This window comes from Micromonospora sp. NPDC006431 (assembly GCF_042870725.1).
Taxonomy (GTDB): Bacteria; Actinomycetota; Actinomycetes; order Mycobacteriales; family Micromonosporaceae; genus Micromonospora.
Map to the genome: position 1 here is coordinate 95889 of NZ_JBIAHQ010000018.1, position 24647 is coordinate 120535.

Genomic DNA, 24647 nt, shown 5'->3' on the forward strand with positions numbered 1-24647 from the left:
CGTCTCACTGTGCGGCTGCCGGCAGGCTCCGGCACAGCTTGGCCCCGGCGGCTCGGCGCGATGGCGGCGTGCCCGGTGGCGTGGGGCCCAGCACGGACCGGCGGCGCATGGTCGCACCGGCCCGCTGATCATGGCCGGGGCGGATCCGCCCGCCCGATCCCGCCGTCGCGCTCAGCCGCCCACCGACCTGCCGAGCCGGGCGGCCGCGAACTGCACCACCGGCACGAGGAAGATCAGCAGCAACCCGGCGATCGGCGAGACGACCGCGGCCAGAGTCGCCACCGCGAAGACCACGGACAGCGCCACGGGCGGTAGCAGTGCCGGAGCCGTCTCCGGCCCCGGCGACGTACGTAGCTGGGGGCGGCGACCGATCCACCAGGTCTGCGCGAGCGCGAGGAGGCTGATGGCCAACATGTTGGCGACATAGAAGGCCGCGGAGTCGCCGCGCAGGCGGGCCTCCACGAACAGCCGCGCGGTCGGAAACGGCAGGAAGACCACCAGCATGATCCAGATCGTGTTCAACACGACAAGGACCTCGTCGTAGTCGACGAGCCGTTCGTACAGTTGCCGGTGCGTTCGCCAGAACAACGCGATGACCAGGAACGACACGGCGAAGGAGAGAATGTCGCCCAGGTGTTGGTGGACCAGGTCGGCCACCGACTGCCGGGCGCTGCTCTGGTCGGCGAAGTCGACGAGGGGGAGCGCCAGCAGGGTCAGGGCGATCGCCACGGCCGCGTCGGTGAACGCGATGACCCGTTGCAGCGTACTCCGGCGTTGATCGCCGTCCACGGACTGCCGTCGACCGGCTTCGGCTGGCTCCTGGTGCATGCCCTGATTCTGACGAATCCGACCGATTCCTCGGGCCGGCCTCGGCGAACCCGGCGGCGTGCTCCGGGACCGCGTCGGCAGCCGTGGTCGACGACCACGGTCGCGACTCGGGAAACGGGCCCGCCGATTTCCGGTCCGGCCGGGCGGTGGACGGGGGAGCGGCTCAGACCTGGCCGGCGGCCTGGGCCCGGGCGGCCCGGCGGATGTCGAGCAGGTGGTGTTCGCCCTCGTGGATCGTGTGCTGGCCGAGCCAGAGCAGCGTCCGGGCCTGCGGCTGCGGCCAGGGATAGCCGCCCGTGCGGGCCAGCTCCGACGGACCGAGCACGCCGAACCGGGCGGCCAGGTCGTCGGCCGCCACGGCCAACTCGTCGAGCACCACCGCCGGGTCCTGCTCGTTGTACGCGTCGGCGACGGCGCGCTCGTCCCGCCCCATCGGCGTGAATTCCGGCGCCTCGACGGTGAGGGCCAGCGCCAGCCGCTCACCCTGGACGCGGAGCACGTCCCGCACGTGGCAGGTGTACTCCAGCGGCGACCACACCCCCGGGGCGGGTCGCCGGCGCAGGTCCGGCACCGCGCTCAGCGCGGCCGCGTACCGAGCTCGCAACTCGCGCAGCAGTCCCGGCAGTTCCTGTGCGGACACGCTCGCGTAGACGAATGTGCACTCGTCGCACCGATCCACCGACCCAGCGTACCGGCGTCTCCCGCCGCGCAGTGGGGTGCGAGCGGTGCGGGGAACGTCCGGCCAGCGCGCGCCATCGGCGCTGGCGGACGGCGCCGCCTCCCCCCATGCGCGGCGGCGCGTGCGTAAGGTGAGGTGACCGCCGGCGCCGGAAGCCTGTCGATCGGCCCTTTCCGAGCGTCCCTGATCAGCTTAGCGATCCTCAGTCGGATGGGGTTTCCGGGATCGTTTCCCACCGTGGTGGGGTCGCGTGGGCGTGGAGGTGGAATCCTGCGCCCAGTGCGGCTCCTCGTGGCCGGTGGCCGGTGGTGGTGGGTGTGCTGATCGTGTTCACGTCCTGGTGTCGGTGGGCTGCGCGGGGCAGCTTCCGGTCCGTTGGTGCGTGTCCCTCCGGACGCTTGCCCGCTCGGTTGTGGGGCCGGGTGGGGGAGGGTGCCCTGCGTCGCCTGGGCGCGGGGCGTGGTGGCTCGTGCCGGGTGGGGCCGGTCTTCGACCGGTCCTCCCGGCTGGCTCTGCGGGGGGTGATGACGGCGCCGGCTTCGAGCTCGTCGACGACCGTGCGGATCACCAGGGCGCCGGTGGTCTTGTCGGTGACAGTTTTGGCTAGGTGGGTGAGGCCGCGGGCGGCGATCCGCCGCCAGGCGCCGTGGTCGCGGTCGCCCTGCCAACGGCAGGACTGGTTGGGGCAGATGGCCCATTTCCATCCTGGGGTGGTGGGCCGGTCGGGGGCTTTACGGTGCTGTAGCGGGGCCAGGCACTGCGGGCAGTGCTTGGAGGTGTTGCGGGCGGGGACGGTGACCACGGCGATACCGTGTTCGGCGGCGAGGTGCCGTATCCGGTCGGTGATCTTTCCGCGGACCTGCTGGGACAGGCGCGTGTTCAGGCTGTGCCCCATGCCCTTGGCTTCCATCGACCGCAGGTCTTCCAGGTAGATGACGCTCGCCCGGGCGGCGATCGCTTGGTCGACGGTCCAGCGGGCGGCGGCCCAGGCGAGCGCGGTATTCAAGTTTTGGCGGCGGGTGGACACGTGGCGGATCTCGCCGGCCAGCACCTCGTGTTTCGCTCTCACATGCTCGTCCGGGCGGCCGCCGAGCAGCCGCGCATACTGGTCGGCCTTCGCGTGCAGCCGCTCACTGTGGCGGCGCAGGCGGTGCTGCTTGGCCAGGACCCCGGCGGCGCGGAACTGTCCACCCGCCCCCAACGCCGTGATCCGCCCATCCTTTCCCAGTCGCAGGGCACCGGCGCTGAGGAGGGTGTTGAGGCCCCAGTCCACACCGACCGCCACCGAGTGACCGGTGGCCCGGGCCTTCGGCACGACGTGCGTGTATGCAACATCGGCACGCACCTGCCCGCCGGTTATTCGGAGGGTGGGCAGGTGCAGCACCGCCGCGGCGGGAACCGTGGGCGGCAACGTGATCTGGCACTCGACCCACGTCCAGTCCCGATACGTCTGCGGATCCGGACGTGACGGCAGTTGCAAGCGCAGCAGCGCCCTGCCAGGGTCGGTGTCGCAGCGTTCGATGATGGCCTGCTGCCGGTCACACGCGGCCAACAGCAACATCCGCGGAGTCCGCGGGACGCCTTCGAGTTCGAACACGTCCACCGGCAGGTGACCATTGGCCTTGGCGAACGTGGCGGCCTGCCGGGTCCGGCCCTTGATGATGTTCGACGGCAGATACTCGCCGCCGGGGATCGAGGCCCGAACCTGGTCCCACTCGGCGGGGGTGCGCTTGCGCGGATCGTCCGGCCAGGCCGCCAGGACCCCGGCGGTCACATCGGCACGCCACGCCGCCGACCGCAGCGCACGCCCCGCCTGCTCCTGCGCCATCCGCACGACCCGGTCATTGACCCTCACACCCCCAGACGGGACGACCGCCCAGCCCAGCCGCCGCAACGCCATCCACGCGTTCGACGGCAACCGCCGCCCACCCGCATCCACCCCGCCAGCCAACACCCCCACATCCACGCGGTTCCAACGCTCACCGACCAGCGCGGCCACCATGCCCGCCACCAGATCAGCACACCAACCGACCCGCTGCGCCAACACCGTCTGAGACAGGACCTCGCCGGTTGCCTCGTCCACGCCGGTGCGCAGCACAGCGCGGGCGCACGCCGTCCGGGCCGTCTCGCCTTCGCCAAGCCGCAGCTTCCCGCTCACCGGCTCAACGACCCACCATCGATCGAGCAGAACCAACGCTCACGGCAGACCCGCGTCACCGGAATCCTCCCCGAACCAGCCCAAACACCAGGCGTCACGAGACGGACACCGACAGACGCGCCGCGGTCTGCGAGAATCGAAGAAGGTCCACACGACCAATCTATGATCAATGACGATTCATAATCAACTTGGTCAGCCTGCCGGGCGGACGGACATCCGCACCGCACCCAGTAGCCAGGACGGAAGGATCACCGTGACCGCCACCGAATGGACCACCGAGGCCAAGGGTGCCGGCCAGTACGCGGAAGTGAACGGCATCAACCTCTACTACGAGACGCACGGGTCCGGGCGACCGCTGATCCTGCTGCACGGCGGCCTGGGGTCGGGCGAGATGTTCGGAGCGGCCCTGCCCGTGCTGGCCGCGCGCCATCAGGTCATCACCGTCGACCTGCAGGGGCACGGCCGGACCGCCGACATCGACCGGCCCCTCGACATCTGGTTCATGGCCGACGACATCGCGGCGCTGATCGACCACCTCGGGCTGGAGAAGCCGGACCTGGTCGGCTACTCCCTCGGCGGTGGGGTGGCGCTGCGTGCCGGAGCCCGGTACCCGGGCAAGGTGGGCCGGCTCGTCGCCGCCTCGGCGCACATCCGGTCCGACGCGATCTACCCGGAGATGCGGGCACAGCAGGGACAGGTGAGCGCCGCCGCCGCCGAGTTCATGAAGGACACGCCGATGTACCAGCTCTACCAGCGGGTGGCGCCGCGCCCCGAGGACTTCCCCCGGCTACTGGACAAGATCGGCGAGGCCATGGCGCAGGACTTCGACCTCACCGAGGACATCCGCGGCCTCCAGGTGCCGACGATGATCGTCGCCGCCGATGCCGACATGGCGCCGCCGAGCCACTACGTCGAGGTCTTCAAGCTGCTCGACGGCGGTCTGCGCGACGGCGGGTGGATGGGGGAGGGCCGGCCGAAGGGCGGGCACGCCCTCGCGATCCTGCCCGGCCTGACCCACTACAACATCTTCAGCTCGCCGCTGTTCGCCGAGGTCGCCCTCGCCTTCCTCGACGACCAACCACGCTGAGGAGACCGCACGGCCGCGAGGTCGGGGCGCTACCGCGTTGTCGAGGTGAGCGACCGCCCTCACGATCGGGTGGTGTTGGCCCGCTCGCCCCCCGGGGGAGCGGCGGTGGGCGGGCCAACACCATGGGGCGCCGTCCGGCCGCACGTCGCGGACCAGCAGGTCAGCGTTCTGCCACCGCCGCGCGGTACCGCTCGATCCACTGTCGGTTCAGGTCGTCGGCCTGCCGGTGATGCTGGGCAGCGATGGGGCGTCCGGCCTCAGGAAGGTCGAGGCCGAGAAAGCCGAGGATGCCGCGTGTGGTGGCGACCATGTCCCGGTCCAGGTCTTCGTAGCGCACGACGTGCGGTCGGATTCCCCACGAGGCGAACCACGCTTCCCAGGCCGCGTTGTGCTGCCCGATCACGGTGAGGTAGTGCGTGATCCCGTCCGCGTCGAAGTGGGGTGGGGCGCCGGTGCCGGTGTTGCCGCTGATCTCTCCGTTCCCGCCCTTGAACCAGGTGCCGGTCTGCTCGGCGCGTAGCCAGGACACCGCCTGTGCCAGGACGTCATCCCGTCGTAGGAAGACGAAACGGGTGCGGCCGAATGCCCGGTCGAGCAGCGTGACCGGGCTGGCGTGAAGGCCGGGATACGCCGCCGCAAGCTTGTCGACCAGTTCGTCCAGCGTCCCCCACATGAGTTTCGCGCCGAACACACCGTTGTCCGTCCGGCCCGCGGCGAGCGCGGCCTGTACGTAGTCCACGTAGTCGAAGCGGCCCTCTGCGGTGCGGGGAATCCCCCACCGGTCGGCCCACAGCAGTTCGTCGGGCGAGCGGAAGTAGGCCTGAGGGTGACCGGCGACGCCCGTGGACGCGAGCAACCCCAGCAGAAGAGAGCTGCCGGTGCGAGGGGTCGCGCAGACGAAGTACGAGTCGACACCGTCGACGCGGTCCGTGAGCATGATGGCAGGCAACCGCATCGCCCGTTTACCGGCAACTGAATTGCGTACCAGCGGCGTCAGGTGCCGTCAGGTGCGAGTTTCTTCTCGAACCAGTGGTGGGCGTAGTGCTCCGTGTTGTAGGGCTCGATCTCGTGGTAGCCGGCGGCGCGGTAGAGCGCGATCGCCTCGGTGAGGTTGCGATTGGTGTCCAGCCGGACGGCGGTCCAGCCGCGGTCGGCGGCATAGCGTTCCAGGTCGCCCAGTATCCGTCGGCCGAGCCCGAGCCCACGCACCGCGTCGGACACCCAGACGCGCTTGATCTCGGCGGGTGCGTCGCGGTGGAGTTTCACCGCGCCGCAGCCGACGGGCTCGTCGTTGAGCGTGGCGAGCAGGAACACGCCGGCGGGTGGGACGAGCGCGTCGTCGTTGACGGGATTGCTCCGGGCCGGGTCGAAGCCGTCGTCGAACCGTCGCGCGACTTCCCGGGCGTAGGCCCGCACGCACGCCCGGGCTCGCGGGTCGCTCGGCGGGCATGGTGCGATGGCCACCATCGACGCGACGAGCAGTCGCTCGACCTCGGCCATCGCTGCGACGAGTCGCTGGCGGCGGTGCGCGGCGAGCGGCTCGAGGATGGTCCAGGCAAACTCGTCGGAGCGTTTGTCGAGCTCCGTCCACTCGGCCCGGCCGGTCTCGGTGAGCGCGGCGACCCGTACCCGCCCGTCGCCGCCGATCTGGTCGGCCGGCCCCACGGTGACGAGCCCGTCGCCCTCGAGGGTGCGCAGGAGTCGGCTCAGGTGACCCGAGTCCAGGCCGAGCCGCGCGCGCAGCGCGGCGACCTCGGCGCCGCCGGGGCCGATTTCCCACAGCAGGCGCGCCTGCGCGAGGGGACGTCCGCGGGCCATGTACTCGTCGTCGAGCGCCCCCACCCGCTGGGTCACCGTCCGATTGAACCGCCGTACGGCGGCGATGAGCTCCGCATCCATATACCTGACCTTAGTCAGGCATCTTCGGCATCGCCAGCCTGAACCGCCAGACCTCGGGGAACTCGTCGACCATCGGGACCAGCGACTCCGCCCGCTGCGGACGGTCGTACGCGTCATGCCGGGCAGATCGCCAGCCGGCACGCCGGCAGCCCGGCCAGGTCGCCGACTACACCGCCGCCGAGCAGCCGGAACATTCCACTGCAAGCTCCGTCCGAGGATGTCGCAGTCGGCAGCACGATCATCGCTGGCGCCGAGAAGGCCCGGATCGTCGACGCGGACCACTGCGGCAGGTCACCGTCCAGGCGCCCCGCGGTGGAACTCACCGAGGCCAGCACCAGCCGGCTTCCTACTTGTCGTGCTGTCGCCGTACCATCTCGTTAATCCAGATGGGCGCGAACGGAGACGTGCAGCCCGGGGATGTCGGATAGTCCTTGAGCACCTCCAGGCGCTCACCGATGTCGACTGCACGGGCGCGGTACTCGGCGTGCTCGATCCCGATATGACCCAGGCACTCGTTCATCGCCCACTGCAGGCGATCCGGGGCGTCTTTCATCTCCGCCTCGATGACGTCCAGCAGTCCTGCGAGGTCGAGGTCCTCGGGCGTCTTCGTCACGCGTTCGCTGGTCAGCGCCCAGCCGGCACTCGCGACCACGGGATCCGGATCGGCGGACCAGGCCAGGCGCAGTTCTTCGGAGTGCGGGTTCTTCTTCACCACGTAGTTCACGAGCCAGTCGTGCGCCTTGGGTGTGCGCGCCTCGCGCAACATGACGTCCAACTCGTCACGCCCGAACGCCTTCGGGCGGCAGATCAGGATCGCCAGCAGTCTCGCCGCGGTGTCATCCGTCTCCCAGAGCCGGCACGCGAGTTCCTGCTGCGTCTTCAGCCGCTTCGCGAGCGCGCGCAGCTTGCTGAGGTTCACACCGTGATCGTCACCGTGCTTCTCGTTCACCTCGCGTGTCTTCGGGTCCTCGAGCTCGGCCAACTCGGCCATCACCTCGGCCACCATCGTTTCGGTCAGCGTCGTCTCGGCCACCTCAGCCTCCCGTCCATCACGTGCGGGATGCAGCGTCTCTGATCAGCTTAGTGATCCTGAATCGGATGGGGTTTCCGGGATCGTTTCCCACCGTGGTGGGGAGGCGTGGGCGTGCAGGTGGAATCCTGCGCCCAGTGCGGCTCCTCTCGGCTGGTGGCCGGTGGTGGGTGTGCTGGTCGTGTTCACGCTCTGGTGTCGGTGGGCTGCGCGGGGCAGCCTCCGGTCCGTTGGTGCGTGTCCCTCCGGACGCTTGCCCGCTCGGTTGTGGGGCCGGGTGGGGGAGGGTGCCCTGCGTCGCCTGGGCGCGGGGCGTGTTGGCTTGTGCCGGGTGGGGCCGGTCTTCGACCGGTCCTCGCGGCTGTTCTTGGCGGGTGGGGCGACGACGGCTGCGGCTTCGAGCTTGTCCACGACGGTGCGGATCACCATCTGCCCGCTGGTCTTGTCGGTGACGGTCTTGGCCTGGTGGGTCAGACCACGGGCGGCGATCCGCCGCCAGGCGCCATGGTCGCGGTCGCCCTGCCAACGGCAGGACTGGTTGGGGCAGCGAGCCCACTTCCAGCCCGCCACGGTCGGCCGATCGGGGGCTTTGCGGTGCCGCAGCGGAGTCAGGCACTGCGGGCAGTGCTTGGAGGTGTTCCGCGCGGGAACGGCGACCACGGCGATACCGGCCTCGGCGGCGAGGTGCCGCATGCGGTCGACGATCTTTCCGCGGACCTGCTGGGACAGGCGGGTGTTCAGGGTGGCGCCCATGCCCCGCGCTTCCATCGACCGCAGGTCTTCCAGGTAGATGACGGTCGCCCGGGCGGCGATGCCTTGGTCGACGGCCCACCTGGCGGCGGCCCAGGCGAGCGCGTTGTTCAGGTTCTGGCGGCGTTCGGACACGTGGCGGATCTCGTCGCGCAGGACCGCATGCTTGCCGACGAGTTGATGCCGCTCGTCACCGCCAGCGAGCCGCTGGTACTGGTCGACCTTGGCGTACAGCCGCTCTGACAGGCGCCGGAGGCGATGCTGCTTGGCGAGGACGCCGGCGGCCCGGAACTGAGCCCCAGCCCCCAGCGCGGTGATCCGCCCATCCGCATGCAGGCGCAGGGCCCCGGCGGACAACAGGGTGTTCACACCCCAGTCCACACCGAGCGCCACCGAGTGACCGGCGCGTCGGCCCTTCGGCACCGGGTGGCTGTATGCCAAATCGGCGTACACCGTGGCGCCTGCGACACGCAGGGTCGGCAAGTGCAACACCGCGCCCGGGGGAACCGTGGGCGGCAGGATGATCGGGCACTCGACCCAGGTCCAGTCTCGATACGCTTCGGGATCTGGGCGGGTGGGCAACTGCAAGCGGAGCAAAACCCTGCCCGGGTTGGTCTCGCTGCGTTCGATGGTGGCCTGCTGCTTGTCACACGCGGCCAGCAGCAGCATCCGCGGAACCTTCGGGACACCTTCGAGCTCGAACACGTCCACCGGCAGCCGGCCATGCCCGGCACGGAACTTGACGACCTGTCGGGTTCGGCCTTTGATGAGGCTGGATGGCAGATGCCTGCCGCCAGGGATCGACGCCCGAACGTGTTCCCACTCGGCGTGGGTGCGATGACGTGGTGCGGCCGGCCAGGTCGCCAGGACACCGGCGGTCACGTCGGCCCGCCATTTCACCGAGCGAAGAGCACGCCCCGCCTGTTCCTGCGCCATCCGCGCGATCCGGTCATTGACCTTCACGCCCTCAGGCGTGGGGGCGGTCCAACCCAGGCGCCGCAGCGCCATCCACGCGTTCGATGGAAGCTTCCGGCCACCAGCGTCCACGCCGCGGGCGAGCACCTCCACATCCGCGGTGTTCCAGTGCCCGCTGATCAACGCACCCACCATGCCCGCCACCAGGTCGGCACACCAGCCGACCCGTTGCACAAGCACCCCCTGAGACAGGACCCCGCCGGTCTCCTCGTCCACACCCGCGCGCACCAGGCTGCGGACGCACGCTGTACGGGAGGCCTCGCCCTCGACCAGCGGCAGCCTGCTCACCGGTCGCTGGCCTGGCATTGCCCGGACTCAGCCAGCAGACGACGCCGGTTCTCCGCCGACCGCATCCCGTACAGGCGCCCCGCGAACGTCGTGACCAACGAAACAAAGTCCTCCAGCAACTCCTCCCGTCCGCCGAGCTTCTTCGGATGGAGCACTTCCAGGGTGGCGCCGTGCACGGCCAGCAAGTGTTTGAGCCAGCCGACACCGAAGCGTGCAAGCCGATCCTCATGCGTCACCCGCACCACGGTGACACTCCCATCGGCGACGGCTCGCAGCAGCCGATTCAGGCCAGGCCGGTCCTCTCGCAGGCCCGACGCCCGGTCACGGAACACCTTCACGACCTCGCCGGCGGACGTAGTCCGCAGCTCATGCTCCTGCGCCTCCAACGAGGACTCCTGCCCACCGGAGCCAGAGACCCGCACGTACAAGCCCTCCAACCGAAGGCGCGCACCGCCGCCGGTGGAAACCTTCATCGCCTCGACATCAATCGAGGAAAACCGACGCTCACGGCCCACCCACGTCACCGGAATCTTCCCCGAATCAGCCCACAGACGAAGCGTCACCGGGTGAACACCAAGACGCTTCGCGGCCTTCGCAAGCCGAAGAAGTTCCACACGATCATCCTATGATCAATGAGGATTCTTAATCAAATTGGTCAGCCTACGACGGGCTCAGCCGCTGAGAGACAGGTGCCGCCGCTAACATTGTTCGACTGCTTCCTCGGCTGGCCCGCCCGCCACACCAACGCTGTCATGACGATGACCGTGCACCGCTATCGTTATGCTGGCGCGAACCGTCGGCTGTACTGCGAACGGCACGTGAATTCGTCAGCCCTTTGCTGCGGCGATGCCGTGCGGGGCGATGAACACCTTGTCAGCCGTGCCCTTCCGCTGCGCTTCGAGGGCCTCCCGTAGCTGGTCCAGGCCGTAAAAGGCCGGACGCAGCCGGTCCAGGCCCAGGGTTGGCAGCATCTGCACCGCGCGGTGGTGCGTGTACGGGTTGATCACCGCACCGACGAGCGTCAGCTCCCGCGCGAAGATCTCGTTGGGGCGTACCCGGGCCTCGTCGTCGGGCCGGGCAACCCCGAAGACGAGAATCCGACCACCGCGCGACGACGCGGTGATCGCCGATTCCAGGATCCGGCCGGAGCCGACCGCGTCGATCACGTGCGGAAAGCCGAGCCCGTCGGTCAGCGCGGTGGCCTCGTCCAGCGACGCCGGGTCGAGGGCGACGTCCGCGCCCATTCGCAGGGCGGCCTCCCGCCGGTCGGCGCGCGGGTCCAGCACCACGACCGGTGCGAGCCCGCGGGCCTTGGCGAGGGCGACCATCATCGCCCCGGCCGGTCCGGCGCCGAAGATGAGGATCGGCAGCCCGGAGCGCGGGTTCAGCTGATCCATGCCGTGCAGGCAACAGGCGAGCGGCTCGGTCAGCGCCCCGATCCACGGCGGCGTTGCGTCCGGCAGCCGGTAAGCGATCCGCGCCGGCACCTTCATCCGCTCGGTCATGCCGCCATCAAGCTTCACGCCGTACCCCCGCTTGCTGTCGCAGAGGTGTTCCTGGCCGAGGCGGCAGTAGGTACACCGGGTGCAGTAGTCGTGCGGTTCGACGGTGACCAGGTCGCCGACGGTGAGCCCGTCGACCGCCGCACCCACCTCGGTGATCCGGCCGCACACCTCGTGGCCGAGCACGACCTGGGGCGCGGCGGCGAAGCTGCCGGCGACGATGTGGCTGTCGGTGCCGCAGACGCCGACCGCGAGGGGCGCGATCGCCACCTCCGCCGGGCCGAGCCGCGCCGGCTCGGACTTGAGCAGCCGTACGTCGCCGGTGCCGAAGAAACGGGCCTCAGTCAGCAGCACTGAGTAACTCCTTCAGTCGGTGGATGTGTGCGCGGGCGGCTTCCTCGGCGGCTTCCGGGTCGCCGGAGCCGATGGCCTCGAAGATGGCCTGGTGGTCGTGAACGGCCTGGACCATGCCGCCGGTCAGACTGGTGGAGCGCATCGCCACCAGGACCCGGCTCTGGACGCCGTCGAGCATCCGGGCCAGCACCGGGCTCTTCGCCGCCTGCCGGATCTCCCGGTGGAAAGCCGCGTCCAGCTCGAGGTGGCGGGCGAAGTCGCCCTGCTCCGCGACGGTGCGGTGCTCGGTGAGCAGCGCGAGCAGGCTACGCCGCAGCGCGGCGTCGTACTTCTCCGTCGCCAGCCTGGCCACCGCTCCTTCCAGGACCTCGCGGGCCTCGTAGAGGCTGACCAGTTCGGCGCGGGAGATGCGTGCTACCTCCGCGCCGCGATTCATCGTCTCGGCGGCCAGGTTTTCCTGAACGAGGCGGATCACCGCGTCCCGGACCGGGCTGCGGCTGACCCGGAACTCCTCGGCGAGGGCCGGGACGCTCAGCCGCGTGCCCGGCCGCAGTTCACCGGAGATGATCCGGTCGCGAAGGGTCTTGTAGAGCACTTCACCGACGCGCTGCGGGTCGGCCTGGAGAGAGCTGGTCACTGAAGGAATGTCCCTGCGAAGTGGCGGTAGTTGGCAGCGACCGCCGCGATCGCCTCGGGCCGCGTCAAGTCGCCGGCCAAAAGTCCGCGCAGCGAGTCCCACCAGATGCTACGGCCGATCGCGAAGCCGGTGAACCCGTTGGCGGCGGCGTCGCTGAGCCAACCATCGACTGTGGCCCTCGGCGCGTTCGCGCCCAGCAGGATGCATTCGCCGCCGGTCTGCGCGGCGAGGTCGGCGGCGGTCCGGTAGTGCTCCGGCGCGCCCAGGTGCTCCAGCTTCCAGACGTCGACGGGTACCTCCTCGACGATCTCGGCCATCGCCCGTTGGATGAGCTCAGGCCGCACCTCGGTGTCGAACACCTCGCTCGGGATGGTCCGCTGCTCGGGTGTCGGCGGCACGAGCAACTCGAAGAGGAACCGGCCCCCGGAGTCCCGGACCGCCTGCGACACCTTGGCCAGCCGGGACCGCTGCTCGCGGTTGTCCGACGCCGACCCCTCGACGTTGTAGCGGACCAGCACCTTGGGGAACTCGGGTCGGAAGTGGGCGAGGAACGCCGGCAGATCGGCTGGTTCGGTCTCGTACACGTCGCAGCCACCGCGCTCGACCGGCATGCTCAGCGTGACCTGATGGGCCCGGGCCCGCTCGGGTACACCCGCTCCGAGCTGCTCGTCGACCAGGATGCCGGCGTGCGCGGCCAGGCGGGGCTCGGCTTCGAGAGCGGCGAGCAGTCCCTCGAGAACCATGTGCTTGCCGTCGGTGATCGCCGCGCGCTCCGCGGGCAGTGCGGTCGCGGTGTGGCCATACAGGGCCTGGGTGAGCCAGGGACGCTGGTCGACGGCGAGGATCAACAGGCTCATCGGGTTACCTCCGACACGAGATGGGCATCCGTCGACACGATGCAGGGCTTGACGTAGTCGCCGGCCACGAAGCGGGCGAACGCCTCGGGCAGCTCGGGCAGGGTGAGGGGCTTGACGATGAGGTCACGCAGCGACGCGCCCATGACGCGCAGCAGGTCCCAGTTCGCCTCGACCTCGTTGACAGGGAAGTAGAAGGACCGGACGGTGTAGCAGTCGGTCCGCCGCCAGCGCGGCGTAGCGAGCATCGTGTACGGCTCGTTCGACTCGCCGAGCGCGACGACCGTGCCGCCGGGCCGAACCACCCGCTGTGCCGTCTCCCGGGCCGCATTCGCGCCGCTGACCTCGACGACCATGTCGTACTGGTTCTCGGCGGTCAGGTCACCGGCGGGCGTGGCGCCGAGTGCCGCCGCGGTCTCGAGGCGAGTGGGATTGGGGTCGAAGGCGTCCACGGCGATCCCCATGGCCTGGGCGATCGCGACGACACCGAGGCCGAGTGGCCCGGCGCCGACGACCAGCGCCCGGTCCACCGTGTCCTGCGTCCGCAGCGCCAGCCGCAGGGCGTGTGCGGCAGTGCCGACCGTGTCCAGCCCGAGGACCGCGACCGACAGCGGGATGTCGTCCGGCACCGGCACGACGCACCGCGCCGGGACGTCCACGTGTTCGGCGAATCCGCCGTCACGCTGCCAGCCGATCAGCTGCGACAGGTTCATGCACTGGTTCGTACGGCCGGCGGCGCAGCGTACACACGTCCCGCAGAAGACCGGAATGTAGACGATGCCGCGCGTACCCTCGGGCAGCGCTCCGCCGACCACGGTGCCCCCGATCTCGTGGCCTGGAACGACGGTCGAGCCGCTGTGCAGCAGCCGCTTGTCCGACCCGCAGAGCGCACAGACGTCGACCCGCAGGCGCACGTCGCCCTCGGCGACGTCGCCGAGCGCGACCTTCTCGAAAGTGATCTCGCCGTTGCCCTGGAAGCGGGCTCGCATGGACGTCACTTGACGGCTCCTCCGGTGATGCCGCGGACCAGCCAGCGCTGCGCGAAGACCGTCAGCAGCAGGGCGGGTGCGGAGATGAGCGTGCTCGCGGCCATCAGGCCGCCGAAGTCGTTGGATCCCTGGCCGATGAAGTTGAACGCGATGACGGTCAGCGGCAGCGTCCGCTCGTTTGCCAGGGCCAGCGCGAAGAGGAAGTAGTTCCAGCTGAAGATGAAGCTCAGCGTCAGCGCGACCGACAGCCCGGGCAGGGCCAGCGGCAGCGCGATCCGAAGGAACCGCTGCCAGGCGTTCGCGCCGTCGATCAGCGTCGACTCCTCGATGCTGATCGGGATCTCCTCGAAGAACGGCACCAGCAGCCAGATGCACAGCGGCAGCGTGATGATCAGGTGCGCGACGATCAGCAGCGCGTAGTTGAGTGCCACGCTGTCCGGGCCACCGATGCGGATGGAGAGCACGAACAGCGGCAGCACGAACAGCACGCCGGGCGCCATGCGGGCCAGCAGGGTGACGAAGCCCAGCGCGGCCAACTTGCGGCGCACGATCACGTACGCGGCCGGCGCACCGAGGACGAGCCCGAGGAGGGTCGACCCGCCGGCCACGATGAAGCTGTTGCCGATGTAGCGGCCGAACGCGAAGCGTTCGAAGAGGTTGGTGAAGTTCTCCAACGTCAGCGGTGAGCCGATGTTGAACAGCGAGCCGGTGATGTCGACGTTGTTGCGCAGCGACGACCAGAGCATGAAGAGCACCGGGCCGAAGAAGATGACCGCGAAGACGAGGTATGCGGCGTACACGCCGCCGAGCCGCTTGGTCATCGCGAGGCCCGCTGCCGGAACCAGGTGAACCCGCCCGCGATCATGATCACCAGGACGAGCAGGGCGACCTGCAGGGCCGCCGCGTAGCTCGGCTCGTGGTCGACGAAGCCGGCGTTGTAGCCGTACACGTTGAGGGTGTTCGTGGAGTTCACCGGGCCCCCCTGGGTCATGATGTAGATCGTGTCGAAGAAGCGCACGAGGTCCACCGTGCGCAGCAGCATCGCCACCGTGAGGACCGGGCGCAGGAGCGGGAGGCCGATGTTCCAGGCCGTCCGCCAGCCGCTCGCCCCATCCAGCGCGGCGGCCTCGAACGGCTCCTCGGGCAGCGACCGGATCCCGGCCGAGATGATCAGCGCCATGAACGGCGTCCACTGCCAGATGTCGACCAGGGCGATGGACCAGGGCGCGATGTCCGGGTCGCCGAGCCACACCACCGGGTCGAGGCCCACCTTGGCGAGGATCTGGTTGGCCGCGCCGAGCGACGGGTCCATGATCAGAAGCCAGACCAGGCCGACCGCGACCGATGCCGTGATCGCCGGGACCAGCATCATGCCCTGGAAGATCCGCCGACCCGGCACGTCCAGGCTCATCACGTAGCCCAGGGCCAGCCCGAGGACGGTCTCCACCAGCAGGCAGACCGCGAAGAGGAACAGCGTGATCTTCAGCGAGTTCCAGAACTGCGGCTTGTCGAACATCTCGGCGTAGTTGGCGAACCCGAGGAACCCCGAGTTCGTCCCGTCGGACTGCCGGTCACTGACGGAGAGCCAGATCGTGTACGCGATCGGCACCAGCACGAGCACGGCCGTGACCAGCACGGCCGGCAGCGCGAACGGCCACACGCCCCGGGCCGTCGGGTCGACCCGGCGGCGACGCGGGGGCGGCGCCCCCGCCCCCGGCCCCGCGTTGGCGGAGCCGGAGGCGGCGGGCGACTTCGTCATCAGGTCGCTCATGAGACTTATCCGGCGTTCTTCGCCAGCAGCGGAGTGAGGCCGTCCTGGATCTCCTTGGCTGCGGCGGTGGCGTCCGCCTGGCCGAGGATCACCTTGCCGACGGCGTCGCCGACGACCTTGCGCATCTCAGGGGCGGCGACACCGACCGGGCCGACCTCGGTGGAGCCGTTCGCCTGCACGTTGGCGAGCGCCGTGCTCCATTCCTTCAGGGTCACGGTGTTCAGCGTGTCGGTGTACGCCTTGTCCTGCGCGACCGAGGTCCGCGGCGGAGCGATACCGTCCGCGGTCAGCTTGAGCTGGGTGGCCTTGCCGGTCGCCCACTCGATGAACTTCCAGGCCGCGTCCTTGTGCTTCGAGTACGAGGACATCGCGATGCCCCAGTTCAGGACGGTCGACTTCGAGCCCGCCGAGCCGGCCGGGAAGTCCAGCACGCCGATCTTGCCGACCACCTTCGAGGTCTTCGGGTCGTTGATGCTGCTGACCTCGTTGCTGGACTCCAGCTCCATCGCCGCGTTGCCGGCCGCGAAGAGCGCCGAGGACTGGGTGAAGGTGTTGTTGACGACGCCGGGCGGGCCGTAGTCCTTGGCGAGGGTTGCGTACCGGTTGATCGCGTCCGCGGCGCCGGGGTTGTCGAAGTTCGGGGTGCCGTCCGGCTTGGTCCACTCCAGGCCCTGGGAGTGCAGGAACGGGCCGAAGGTGAACGGCAGGGCGGCGGACTGGCCGCGCAGCGCGATCGGGGTGACCTTACCCCCGGACTTCTGCTTGATCGCGGCGGCGACGGTGGGCAGTTGGTCGAGGGTCTTCGGCGGCGTGATGCCGTACTGCTTGAACAGGTCCGTCCGGTAGTAGAGGACAACACCCTCGACGTTCACCGGCGCGGCGATCATCTTGTCCTGGATCGTCATGCCGGTCTTGACCGCGGCCGGGAAGTCGGCGGCGTCGTACGCGGCGGACTTGCTCATGTAGTCGTCGAGCGGAGCGTAGTAGCCGGCCTTGCTGAACTGCAGGCCCTCGCGCGACGGCAGCGTCATGAAGACATCCATGGAGGAGCTGCGCGACTGCAGGTTCAACGAGATCTTGTCGCGCGCCTGCTGCTCGGCGAAGGTCTGCACCTTCACCTTGACGCCCGAGGCCTTCTCGAATTCGGGGATCAGCGGCTCGATGGCCTTCTGCCAGGGGTGGTTGGACATGACGAGGGAGATCTCGTTGGCGCTGCCGCCCGAGTCGCCGCCGCCGCAGCCGGCGGCGAGCCCGCCGACGAGGGCCAGGGCGAACCCGGCACTCAAGATCTTGGTTCGCATCTTTATGCCTTTCAGTTCTGACCGAGGAGTGGAGAGAGCCAGTCGTGGAAGTCGCCGAGGTCGGCGGGAGTGGTACTGCGCCACTGCGGGGGTACGGGCCGGATCCGGCCGGCCACCTCCGCGAGCGGCACCGGGTCGTACACGGTCTCGCCGGCGCTGCGGTGCAGGCCGATCATCAGGCCGGTGGCACGGTCGGCCAGCAGCTTCGCCGCGTGCCGCCCTGCCTCCGCCGCCTCCGCCCGGTCGACGTCGCTGGCGAGCGCGCCGCTGCTGCGCTGGACCATGCCGAGCACCTCGCCGCGGGCGGCGACACCGAGCTCGGTGCTCACCAGCCCGGCGAGCGCCCTGGAGACGCCGCCGAGGATGATCCGGGTGTGGTTGGCCGCCTCGAACGGATCGTCGGTCAACTCGCTCGCCGCGCCTTCGCTGACGACCACGAACGCCCGCCCGTGGGCGCGCAGGGCATCCTGCACGGCGGTGAGGAACGCCGCCCGGTCGAAGGCGAGCTCCGGGATCAGCACCAGGTGCGGCGCGTACGCCGGATCGTCGCGGTGCCAGGTCGCGGCGAGGGCCAGCCAGCCCACCGAGCGGCCGAGGGTCTCCACGATGCGGACCGGTTCGATGCCGGACATCGCCTCGTGGTCACGGGCCAGGTCCGGGACGACCTTCGTGAGGTAGCGCGCCGCGGAGCCGTATCCGGGGCAGTGGTCGATGCCGACCAGGTCGTTGTCCACGGTCTTCGGGATTCCGACGACGTTCAGCTCGCGCCCGGTCGCGGCGGCCCGGTTCGCGAGGGCGTGCAGCAGCGCCATCGTCCCGTTGCCGCCGATCAGCGCCACGCCTTCGACACCGTTGGCGGCCAGGACATCGAGTGCGGTGTCGAGGTCCGCTTCGGTGACCGCCCGCCGCCCGGCGCCGAGCCAGGATCCGCCGTGCCGGGCCGCGGCGGCCGGCACGGCGGCGGCGGTGACCGGGGTGAGCCGGCCCTCGACCAGGCCGTCCGGGCCGCCCCGCAGCGCCAGCACGTCGTGATCCGCCGCTGCCTCGAGGAAGCCGCGGAGGCTGGCGTTGACGACGCTGGTCGGTGCGCCGGTCTGTCCGATGAGCAGGCGCATCGTCACACCTGAGCCTTCGAGGCGACGGAAAGGAAGGTCTGGAAGGCCTCCAGGCCGGGGCGGCCGCCCTCGTACCCGAGCCCCGAGTCCTGCACGCCGCCGAACGGCATCCACGGCGTGTTCGGGGTCCCGGTGTTGATGCCGACGATCCCGGCGGAGAGGCGGTCGGCGACGGCGTGGGCGCGGTCGAGGTCCGCGCTGCAGACGTAGCCAGCCAGGCCGTACCCGGTGGCATGGTGCAGGGCCAGCGCGTCGTTGAGGTCGTCGTAGACGTGGATCGGCGCGATCGGCCCGAAGATCTCGTCGGTCACCACCCGGCTGTCGACGGGCGCGTCCAGCAGCACGGTCGCCGGGGCGAAGTGGCCCTTCTCGGGGACGGCGCCGCTCGTGACCTTCCGCGCGCCCTTGCTCACCGCTTCCTCGACGAGCGAGGCCATCCGGGCCGGGTCCGAGGCCGGAGCGAGGGGACCGAGGTCGGTGGCCGGATCCGTGGGAAGGCCGACGACCATCTTCTCGGTCGCCGCGACGAACGCCTCGGTGAACTCGGCCGCCACCTCGCGGGCCACGAGGATCTGGTTCGCGGCGATACAGGACTGACCGTTGTTGCGGTACTTCGCCACCAGCAGCGTCTGCGCGGCTGCCTGCGGATCCGCATCAGGCAGCACGAGGAACGGTGCGCAACCGCCGAGCTCCATCACCGTGCGCACGAAGCGCGGCGCGGTGGCAGCGGCGACCAGCCGCCCCACCCGGGTCGACCCGGTGAAGGACACGACGCCGACGCTCCGGTCGGCAAGCCACGGGTCGACGACGTCGGCGGGTGTGCCGAGCACGGTCGACAGGACCCCCGCGGGCAGGTGCCGTTCGATGACGGCAGCCAGCACCATCGACGACAGCGGCGTCAGCTCGGAGGGCTTGAACAGCACCGGGCAGCCCGCCGCCAGCGCTGGCGCGATCTTGCGAGCCGGGATGGAGACCGGGAAGTTCCAGGGAGTGAGGACCGCGGCGACACCGGCGGGCCGCGTGGTCACCCGGTGCGTGATGCCGGGTACGACGGACAGCTGCTCGGTCTCCTGCCGGTCCAGCAGGTCGGCCATGATCCGGAAGTAGGCGACGGTCAGCCCCAACTCGGCCACCGACTCGGCGAGCCGCTTGCCGCTCTCCCGGGTGATCAGTGCGGGCCACTCGGGCTCCGCGGCGAGCGCCTCGACGTCTGCGGCGATGGCCCGCAGTGCCGCCGACCGGGCAGCACGCGGCGTACCCGCCCACACCGGCAGGGCCTGCTGCGCGAGATCGAGTGCCGCCGCCGCGTTAGCACCGTTACCCGTGCTGACCTCGGTGAACGGCTCGCCGGTGGCCGGGTCGAGCACCGCGAGTCGCGGTCCGCCCGCCGTCCGGCCGGTCACCCGCACGGCAGTGGCGGCCGAGAGGATGTCGTTGACGATGGGGTCGGTCACGGTAGCTGCTCCTCGTACGCGTCGAGCTGGTCCTGGTCGAGATCGATGCCGAATCCGGGCCCGTCCGGCACGCGGACCGTGCCGTGGGCGGTGAGCAGGCCGTCGGCGGCCTGCCGCAGCGGGTTGGAGCGGATGTCCCACTCGATGAGCCGGGTCGCCGACGAGATCGCGCCGGCCTGGACGGTCGTGGCGGTGGCGACCGCGCCGTTGTAGAGGTGTGGGTTGACCGTCCGTCCGGCTGCTGCCGCAGCCGCCAACACGTCGAGGTACTCGGTGACGCCGCCGACCTTGCCGAGGTCGGGCTGCAGGATCTCGACGGCCTCCAGGTACGGCGTGAACGCCGCGGCGCCGTAGAGGTTCTCCCCGGTCGCCAGCGGCATCGCGGTGCGGCGGCTCAGCTCGGCCAGCTCTGCGGGGCGGTCCCCGGCCAGCGGCTCCTCGACCCACGCGACGCCGAGGTCGGCCAGCGCGCGGACCATCTCCAGCGCCTCGGTCAGCCGCCACGCCTGGTTGGCGTCGGCGAAGATCTGCACCTGGTCGCCGAGGATCCGCCGGGCGGTCCCGACGTTGGCGAGGTCAGTGTCCGCGCCGAAGCCGACCTTGACCTTGACGGCGGTGAGCCCGAGCGCGGCGCAGCGGTGGGCGACCTCGGCGACCCCGGTGGGTCCGAGGCTGGAGCCGTACACCGGCAGCTCCGTGCGTGGCCTCGCGCTGAGCAGCCGGGCCAGGCTGGTGCCGGCGTGCCGGGCGGCGAGGTCCCACAGCGCCATGTCGACGCCGCTGATCGCCTGGTAGACCGGGCCGGGTGCACCCCACTGGCGGCCCAGTGGCGCCAGCGTTGCGAGCAGCGCGCGCTGGGCGGTGGCCGGGTCGGGAAAGCTGCGGCCCTTCATGAGCGGCGCGACGCCGTCGTGAATCGTGGCGATCCGCTCGCGCCACGCCCAGGACGGGTAGTTCGCCCAGCTCTCGCCGACGCCGACCGAACCGTCGGTCAGCTCGACCTCGATCAGGATCATCACGCGGTGGTTCAGCGGCGCGAACGACATGGCGATCGGCTCGGTGGGGCGCGCCCGGAAGACCCGGCACCGCACGTCCACCACTGCGGCATCCGGCAACGTGACCACGCGGGTCTCCGTGGCTGAGGGTGCGGCCTTGAGGTCCATGTGCCTTCTCTCACGTCGACACTATCTGCATGCAGTGTTGAACGCATGTCACCCAAACGTCAAGAGCACGAAACAAAGAAAAGGCGGAGAGATGGCATCCGGCGAAAGGTGCTAATGCCTCACCGGTGCGCGTTGCGCTGCCTCCCGCTCCCCGTGAGGTCCCGGAAGGATTTCGCCACTACCGCGGCGGGCCTACACCGCTTTCGCGCAGTTCACTCGCCTATGCGGTCAGAACGCGGGTGCCGGTGCGGCGTGCGGCCGTGGCTACGGCAGCGGGCAGCGGACCGTCCACGACCAAGGTGTCGATGCGGTCGAATCCGCACACCTGAACCGGAGCGGTGGCCGTCAGCTTGCTCGCGTCGGCGAGCAGCACGACCTCGTCGGCGATGTCCATGAGGGCGTGCTTGGCGCTCAGCTCGACCTCCGAGCGCACGTACGCGCCCCGCTCGTCGACGGCGCTGGCCCCGAGGAACAGCAGGCGAACCCGCATGCGCCGGACGAGATCCAGTGCTGCGAAACCCACCATCGCCTGGTTGTCGTGCAACAGCTCGCCGCCGATCCCGATCACCCTTGACCTGGGCCGGGACAGCATGTGGGCCAGCACGGGGACGGAGTGGGTGATCACGCAGCCGTCGAAGTCCTCGGGCAGCGCATGGGCCACCTCGGCCGCAGTCGTGCCGCTGTCGATGCCGATCGTGTCGCCGGGCTGCACCAGGCGGACCGCCGCGGCACCGATCGCTTGCTTGGCGCCGGCGTGGCTGAGCGCGCGGGACGTGTACCCGGGGGCCCCGACGCCGCCCGGCGGAAGACTGACGCCGCCATGGACCAGCTGGACCTCGCCAGCCTCGGCGAGTCGCCGCAGGTCACGGCGGATCGTCATCGAAGAGACGCCGAGCTGAGCGCTGATGTCGGCGACCGAGAGGAAGCCGGCCCGGCGCAGCGCGGCCATGATGTGCGTCCGCCGCTGCGGGGCGCCGTCGTAGCGCATGGCTTCCACTGACACGTCCGTAGTCTAGCCTCTGTTCTTCCAGTACCAATGGATGTTACTTTTCAAACATCCTTTGATCTCAGTGCCTCGACGTCGCCGACCTCGGCGGCGCCCCGGCCGCTCCCGCGCTGGAGGAACAGTGACCACCGACCCCTCGATCCTCGCCCGCCCCTCGGGCGGCTACGCCATGCTCGCCGTCGACCAGCGCGAGGCTCTGCGCGCCATGTTTGCCGCCCGCCAGCCCGAGCCGGTGACCGACGCGCAGCTGACCGCGTTCAAGGTGGACGCGGCACAGGCGCTCAGCCCGTACGCGTCAGCGATCCTCATCGACAAGCAGTTCGGCTGGGACGCCGTGATCGCGGAGAACGCCGTCGACCCGTCCTGCGCGCTGATCGCAGCGGCTGACGCGTTCACCCCGAGCGCCACCGAGTTCGTCGCAGACGTGGCGATCGACCCCGAGGTCGACCCCGTAACCGTACGGAAGGAGGGCGCGAAGGCCCTCAAGCTGCTCGTGCTCTACCGGCCGGATGAGGCGCCGGAGCCGCGGATCGCCATGGTCACCGACTTCGTCGCCCGCTGCCGCGAGGCCGGGCTGGTCAGCATCATCGAACCGGTGTCCCGTGGACCGCGCGACGGCGGCGCGTACGACCACGAAGCGGGAATCCACGCGGCGGCCCGCGAACTCGGCGCCCTCGGTGCCGACCTCTACAAGTCGGAGGTACCAACCCACGGCAAGGGCACCGCAGACGAGATCACCACCGGGTGCGCCTCGCTGTCGTCAGTCATCAGCAGCCCGTGGGTGGTGCTGTCCTCCGGCGTACCCGCGGAGGTCTTCCCCGAAGCCGTGCGACTCGCCTGCCGGGCCGGCGCCTCGGGTTTCCTCGCCGGCCGCGCGGTCTGGGCCTCGGTGGTCGGCAGCCCGACCATGGCCGACGACCTGCGCACGATCTCGGTTGACCGGCTGCGACGCCTCGCCGACGTGGTCGACGACGCCGTGTCGCGCTAGATGGTGCCCGTCGCCGACGTGCTCGCGGTCAGCGCGGTGGCGCTCGGCGCCACCATGCAGAGAGCAACCGGCCTGGGCTTCGCCCTGGTGGCCGCCCCGTTTCTGGTCGTGATCCTCGGCCCCTTTTCGGGCGTGACCCTGGCCAACCTGCTCTCAGCGGCGATCAACCTGATCGTGCTGTCCATGACCGCCCGGGCGCTGCGCCGCCGCGTGGCCGTTCAGATGATCGCTGGGGTGATCCTGGCCCTGCCACTTGGGGTCTGGGTGGTCCGGGAGCTGCCGGGCCCGGTCCTGCTCGTCGGCATCGGCCTGATCACAGCGGGATCAGTGGCCTGGGTGGCAGTGGGCCAGAGCATGCCGTTCCTCCGGCAGCGGGGTGGTGCGGTGGCGTCCGGGTTCGCATCAGGCTTCTTCAACACGACGGCCGGGACGGGCGGACCGCCGCTCGCGGTCTACGCCGCGAGCACCGACTGGGAGCACCGAAGCTTCGTCCCGACCGTGCAGCTCGTCGGCCTGGTGACGAACATACTGTCGCTGGCGGCGAAGGGCCCCCCGGTCCTGTCGTGGAGACTGCTGCTGGCCTGCGGGGCGGCGATGCTGGCAGGGATCGGTGGCGGCCACTTCCTGGGTCGGTGGTTGCCGGAGACGGCTGCCCGGCGTTGGGTGCTGGCGCTCGCCCTCGCCGGAAGCGTCATAGCGATCGTCAAGGGGCTGGCTGCGTGGTGAAACGTAGTGCCTCAGCCCCGCACTCGGGCGGGCCGACGTCTCCGGGCGCGTCGACCCGGTGGCCTCGCCGCGTCTTCAGTCAGGGCAGCGATCCCGATCCGCGGTTCAGCCTCGCCAACGAGCGCACCTTCCTGGCATGGATCCGTACCTCTCTGGCACTCTTCGCCGCAGGCGTGGCGTTGGAGGCGGTGAACCTGCCGATCGTGCCCGGGTTGCGCCGAGCGTCAGCGATCGTGCTGATCCTGCTGGGTGCCGCCGCCCCGGCCCAGGCCTGGTTCGGCTGGGTCCGCACCGAGCTCGCCCTGAGACGGGGAAGAGGACTCCCGCCACCGATGATGGCCGTGCCGGTCGGTGCGGGTCTCATGCTCGTCGGCGTCCTGGTCCTCCTGGGGCTCGTCCTGTGATCGACCTCGGCTCCTCGCCGTCCTCAGGCGCCTCCCCTGGGCCGGTCTCATCGGGTGATCCCGGGTTGCAGCTGGAACGGACGGTGCTGGCGTGGCGGCGTACCGCAGCCGCCTTTGTCGTCGCGGCGGCCGCGGCCGGCCGTTTCCTCCTGCCGCACCTCGGCGGATGGATCTTTCTGGCCGCCGTCGTCAGCGCGATGACGGTCGTCATCGTCGCCGCAGCGGCGCTGCGCCGACGCCTTCCGCCCTCTGCTGCCCCGGCCGTGCTGAACTCGGCCCGCCCGCCCGGCCCATGGCTGGCGGCGGTCACGCTCGCAACCGCCGCCGGTGGTCTCAGCGTGGCGCTCGTCGTACTAGACGGATCACACTGACCCACACCTTCTTCAACAACGACGGACGGCGACTGCGCGCGAACCGTTCCGGGCTGGTAGGAGCCTCTTTGCTTTAGAGCTCCTAACTCTGTGAGTGTTGGAGCCGGCGCCAGCAGATGATGGCGCAGGCGAGGGTGAGGAACGCTTCATGGATGTCGTCGCGGATCTCGCAGCGGATGCGCAGGCGGCGGTACCAGTGCAAGCAGGGCGGGCCTGCTCGATGACGCAGCGTCGGGTGCCGAGACCGGAGCCGTGTCCGGTGCCGCGTCGGGCGATGACCGGGGTGATGCCCCTGTCTCGCAGTTGCCGCCGCGCACG

The 24647-nt window shown here is 70.3% G+C and carries 25 protein-coding genes and 1 pseudogene; 5 read left to right on the plus strand and 21 right to left on the minus strand.

What is annotated here, in order from left to right:
- Window positions 1–171: 171 nt before the first annotated feature.
- From ACFYM6_RS26390 to ACFYM6_RS26400, 3 genes are all read right to left on the minus strand, one after another.
- Complete coding sequence (locus ACFYM6_RS26390) at window positions 172–828, minus strand: TMEM175 family protein (protein ID WP_387279698.1); 657 nt, start codon at window positions 826–828, stop codon at window positions 172–174.
- Between the two features lie 163 nt (window positions 829–991).
- Complete coding sequence (locus ACFYM6_RS26395) at window positions 992–1507, minus strand: DinB family protein (protein WP_387279700.1); 516 nt, start codon at window positions 1505–1507, stop codon at window positions 992–994.
- Between the two features lie 202 nt (window positions 1508–1709).
- On the minus strand, window positions 1710–3665 hold the full coding sequence (locus ACFYM6_RS26400; protein ID WP_387279702.1) for a zinc ribbon domain-containing protein: 1956 nt from the start codon (window positions 3663–3665) through the stop codon (window positions 1710–1712).
- 253 nt (window positions 3666–3918) lie between these two features.
- Here ACFYM6_RS26400 and ACFYM6_RS26405 point away from each other — a divergent pair, with 253 nt between their 5' ends.
- The gene (locus tag ACFYM6_RS26405; protein WP_387279704.1) at window positions 3919–4752 is read left to right on the plus strand and encodes an alpha/beta fold hydrolase; all 834 of its coding nucleotides are present in this window, start codon (window positions 3919–3921) and stop codon (window positions 4750–4752) included.
- 160 nt (window positions 4753–4912) lie between these two features.
- Here ACFYM6_RS26405 and ACFYM6_RS26410 read toward each other — a convergent pair whose 3' ends face one another.
- The 17 genes from ACFYM6_RS26410 to ACFYM6_RS26490 all read right to left on the minus strand — a co-directional run bounded on the left by ACFYM6_RS26410 (window position 4913) and on the right by ACFYM6_RS26490 (window position 21822).
- Window positions 4913–5689 (minus strand): Stf0 family sulfotransferase, encoded by a 777-nt coding sequence (locus ACFYM6_RS26410; protein ID WP_387279706.1) that lies wholly within the window; start codon window positions 5687–5689, stop codon window positions 4913–4915.
- Window positions 5690–5745: 56 nt separating this feature from the next.
- The gene (locus ACFYM6_RS26415; RefSeq protein WP_387279708.1) at window positions 5746–6651 is read right to left on the minus strand and encodes a GNAT family N-acetyltransferase; all 906 of its coding nucleotides are present in this window, start codon (window positions 6649–6651) and stop codon (window positions 5746–5748) included.
- A gap of 113 nt (window positions 6652–6764) precedes the next feature.
- The gene (locus ACFYM6_RS26420) at window positions 6765–6974 is read right to left on the minus strand and encodes a hypothetical protein (RefSeq protein WP_387279710.1); all 210 of its coding nucleotides are present in this window, start codon (window positions 6972–6974) and stop codon (window positions 6765–6767) included.
- Between the two features lie 23 nt (window positions 6975–6997).
- Window positions 6998–7657, minus strand: coding sequence for a DNA alkylation repair protein (locus ACFYM6_RS26425; RefSeq protein WP_387279791.1), 660 nt, complete (start codon window positions 7655–7657; stop codon window positions 6998–7000).
- Window positions 7658–7726: 69 nt separating this feature from the next.
- Complete coding sequence (locus tag ACFYM6_RS26430) at window positions 7727–9694, minus strand: zinc ribbon domain-containing protein (protein WP_387279712.1); 1968 nt, start codon at window positions 9692–9694, stop codon at window positions 7727–7729.
- A complete protein-coding gene (locus ACFYM6_RS26435; RefSeq protein ID WP_387279714.1) occupies window positions 9691–10308 on the minus strand; it encodes an IS607 family transposase in 618 nt (205 codons plus the stop codon). The genes ACFYM6_RS26430 and ACFYM6_RS26435 overlap by 4 nt, the downstream gene beginning before the upstream one ends.
- Before the next feature lie 213 nt (window positions 10309–10521).
- On the minus strand, window positions 10522–11550 hold the full coding sequence (locus ACFYM6_RS26440; RefSeq protein ID WP_387279716.1) for an alcohol dehydrogenase catalytic domain-containing protein: 1029 nt from the start codon (window positions 11548–11550) through the stop codon (window positions 10522–10524).
- A complete protein-coding gene (locus ACFYM6_RS26445) occupies window positions 11537–12187 on the minus strand; it encodes a GntR family transcriptional regulator (RefSeq protein WP_357436386.1) in 651 nt (216 codons plus the stop codon). Before ACFYM6_RS26445 ends, ACFYM6_RS26440 begins: the two co-directional genes overlap by 14 nt.
- A complete protein-coding gene (locus ACFYM6_RS26450; protein WP_387279717.1) occupies window positions 12184–13044 on the minus strand; it encodes a 2-deoxy-5-keto-D-gluconate 6-phosphate aldolase domain-containing protein in 861 nt (286 codons plus the stop codon). The genes ACFYM6_RS26445 and ACFYM6_RS26450 overlap by 4 nt, the downstream gene beginning before the upstream one ends.
- On the minus strand, window positions 13041–14030 hold the full coding sequence (locus ACFYM6_RS26455) for an alcohol dehydrogenase catalytic domain-containing protein (RefSeq protein WP_387279792.1): 990 nt from the start codon (window positions 14028–14030) through the stop codon (window positions 13041–13043). Before ACFYM6_RS26455 ends, ACFYM6_RS26450 begins: the two co-directional genes overlap by 4 nt.
- A 5-nt stretch (window positions 14031–14035) precedes the next feature.
- Window positions 14036–14851 (minus strand): carbohydrate ABC transporter permease, encoded by an 816-nt coding sequence (locus ACFYM6_RS26460; protein ID WP_387279719.1) that lies wholly within the window; start codon window positions 14849–14851, stop codon window positions 14036–14038.
- Window positions 14848–15801, minus strand: coding sequence for a carbohydrate ABC transporter permease (locus tag ACFYM6_RS26465; RefSeq protein ID WP_387279721.1), 954 nt, complete (start codon window positions 15799–15801; stop codon window positions 14848–14850). Before ACFYM6_RS26465 ends, ACFYM6_RS26460 begins: the two co-directional genes overlap by 4 nt.
- A gap of 5 nt (window positions 15802–15806) precedes the next feature.
- Window positions 15807–17102 (minus strand): ABC transporter substrate-binding protein, encoded by a 1296-nt coding sequence (locus tag ACFYM6_RS26470; RefSeq protein WP_387279723.1) that lies wholly within the window; start codon window positions 17100–17102, stop codon window positions 15807–15809.
- 11 nt (window positions 17103–17113) lie between these two features.
- Window positions 17114–18217, minus strand: a complete 1104-nt coding sequence (locus ACFYM6_RS26475) for a 6-phosphofructokinase (RefSeq protein WP_387279725.1) — start codon at window positions 18215–18217, stop codon at window positions 17114–17116.
- A 2-nt stretch (window positions 18218–18219) separates the two neighbouring features.
- Window positions 18220–19671 (minus strand): aldehyde dehydrogenase family protein, encoded by a 1452-nt coding sequence (locus ACFYM6_RS26480; RefSeq protein ID WP_387279727.1) that lies wholly within the window; start codon window positions 19669–19671, stop codon window positions 18220–18222.
- Window positions 19668–20795: a mandelate racemase/muconate lactonizing enzyme family protein gene (locus tag ACFYM6_RS26485; RefSeq protein ID WP_387279729.1), complete on the minus strand. Its 1128-nt coding sequence runs from the start codon at window positions 20793–20795 to the stop codon at window positions 19668–19670. The genes ACFYM6_RS26480 and ACFYM6_RS26485 overlap by 4 nt, the downstream gene beginning before the upstream one ends.
- Window positions 20796–21054: 259 nt before the next feature.
- Window positions 21055–21822: a DeoR/GlpR family DNA-binding transcription regulator gene (locus ACFYM6_RS26490; protein WP_387279794.1), complete on the minus strand. Its 768-nt coding sequence runs from the start codon at window positions 21820–21822 to the stop codon at window positions 21055–21057.
- A gap of 139 nt (window positions 21823–21961) precedes the next feature.
- Here ACFYM6_RS26490 and ACFYM6_RS26495 point away from each other — a divergent pair, with 139 nt between their 5' ends.
- The 4 genes from ACFYM6_RS26495 to ACFYM6_RS26510 all read left to right on the plus strand — a co-directional run bounded on the left by ACFYM6_RS26495 (window position 21962) and on the right by ACFYM6_RS26510 (window position 24329).
- Window positions 21962–22828, plus strand: a complete 867-nt coding sequence (locus ACFYM6_RS26495; RefSeq protein WP_387279731.1) for a hypothetical protein — start codon at window positions 21962–21964, stop codon at window positions 22826–22828.
- The gene (locus ACFYM6_RS26500; RefSeq protein WP_387279733.1) at window positions 22829–23554 is read left to right on the plus strand and encodes a TSUP family transporter; all 726 of its coding nucleotides are present in this window, start codon (window positions 22829–22831) and stop codon (window positions 23552–23554) included.
- Window positions 23551–23958 (plus strand): YidH family protein, encoded by a 408-nt coding sequence (locus ACFYM6_RS26505; RefSeq protein WP_387279796.1) that lies wholly within the window; start codon window positions 23551–23553, stop codon window positions 23956–23958. The genes ACFYM6_RS26500 and ACFYM6_RS26505 overlap by 4 nt, the downstream gene beginning before the upstream one ends.
- Window positions 23959–24023: 65 nt before the next feature.
- Window positions 24024–24329 carry a DUF202 domain-containing protein gene (locus ACFYM6_RS26510; protein ID WP_387279735.1) on the plus strand — a complete coding sequence of 102 codons (306 nt, stop codon included), beginning with the start codon at window positions 24024–24026 and terminating at the stop codon, window positions 24327–24329.
- Window positions 24330–24411: 82 nt separating this feature from the next.
- On the opposite strand, the pseudogene ACFYM6_RS26515 reads toward ACFYM6_RS26510, so the two are convergent.
- Window positions 24412–24647 (minus strand): annotated as a pseudogene (locus ACFYM6_RS26515) (IS5/IS1182 family transposase); the annotation flags it as partial.

Bases quoted from the DNA above. Each gene is read 5' to 3' on its own strand.
- ACFYM6_RS26425 (WP_387279791.1), bottom strand. From the start codon at position 7,657: ATGGTGGCCGAGGTGATGGCCGAGTTGGCCGAGCTCGAGGACCCGAAG.
- ACFYM6_RS26470 (WP_387279723.1), bottom strand. From the start codon at position 17,102: ATGCGAACCAAGATCTTGAGTGCCGGGTTCGCCCTGGCCCTCGTCGGC.
- ACFYM6_RS26410 (WP_387279706.1), bottom strand. From the start codon at position 5,689: ATGCTCACGGACCGCGTCGACGGTGTCGACTCGTACTTCGTCTGCGCG.
- ACFYM6_RS26415 (WP_387279708.1), bottom strand. From the start codon at position 6,651: ATGGATGCGGAGCTCATCGCCGCCGTACGGCGGTTCAATCGGACGGTG.
- ACFYM6_RS26390 (WP_387279698.1), bottom strand. From the start codon at position 828: ATGCACCAGGAGCCAGCCGAAGCCGGTCGACGGCAGTCCGTGGACGGC.
- ACFYM6_RS26465 (WP_387279721.1), bottom strand. From the start codon at position 15,801: ATGAGCGACCTGATGACGAAGTCGCCCGCCGCCTCCGGCTCCGCCAAC.
- ACFYM6_RS26490 (WP_387279794.1), bottom strand. From the start codon at position 21,822: ATGCGCTACGACGGCGCCCCGCAGCGGCGGACGCACATCATGGCCGCG.
- ACFYM6_RS26455 (WP_387279792.1), bottom strand. From the start codon at position 14,030: ATGCGAGCCCGCTTCCAGGGCAACGGCGAGATCACTTTCGAGAAGGTC.
- ACFYM6_RS26500 (WP_387279733.1), top strand. From the start codon at position 22,829: ATGGTGCCCGTCGCCGACGTGCTCGCGGTCAGCGCGGTGGCGCTCGGC.
- ACFYM6_RS26450 (WP_387279717.1), bottom strand. From the start codon at position 13,044: ATGAGCCTGTTGATCCTCGCCGTCGACCAGCGTCCCTGGCTCACCCAG.
- ACFYM6_RS26475 (WP_387279725.1), bottom strand. From the start codon at position 18,217: ATGCGCCTGCTCATCGGACAGACCGGCGCACCGACCAGCGTCGTCAAC.
- ACFYM6_RS26460 (WP_387279719.1), bottom strand. From the start codon at position 14,851: ATGACCAAGCGGCTCGGCGGCGTGTACGCCGCATACCTCGTCTTCGCG.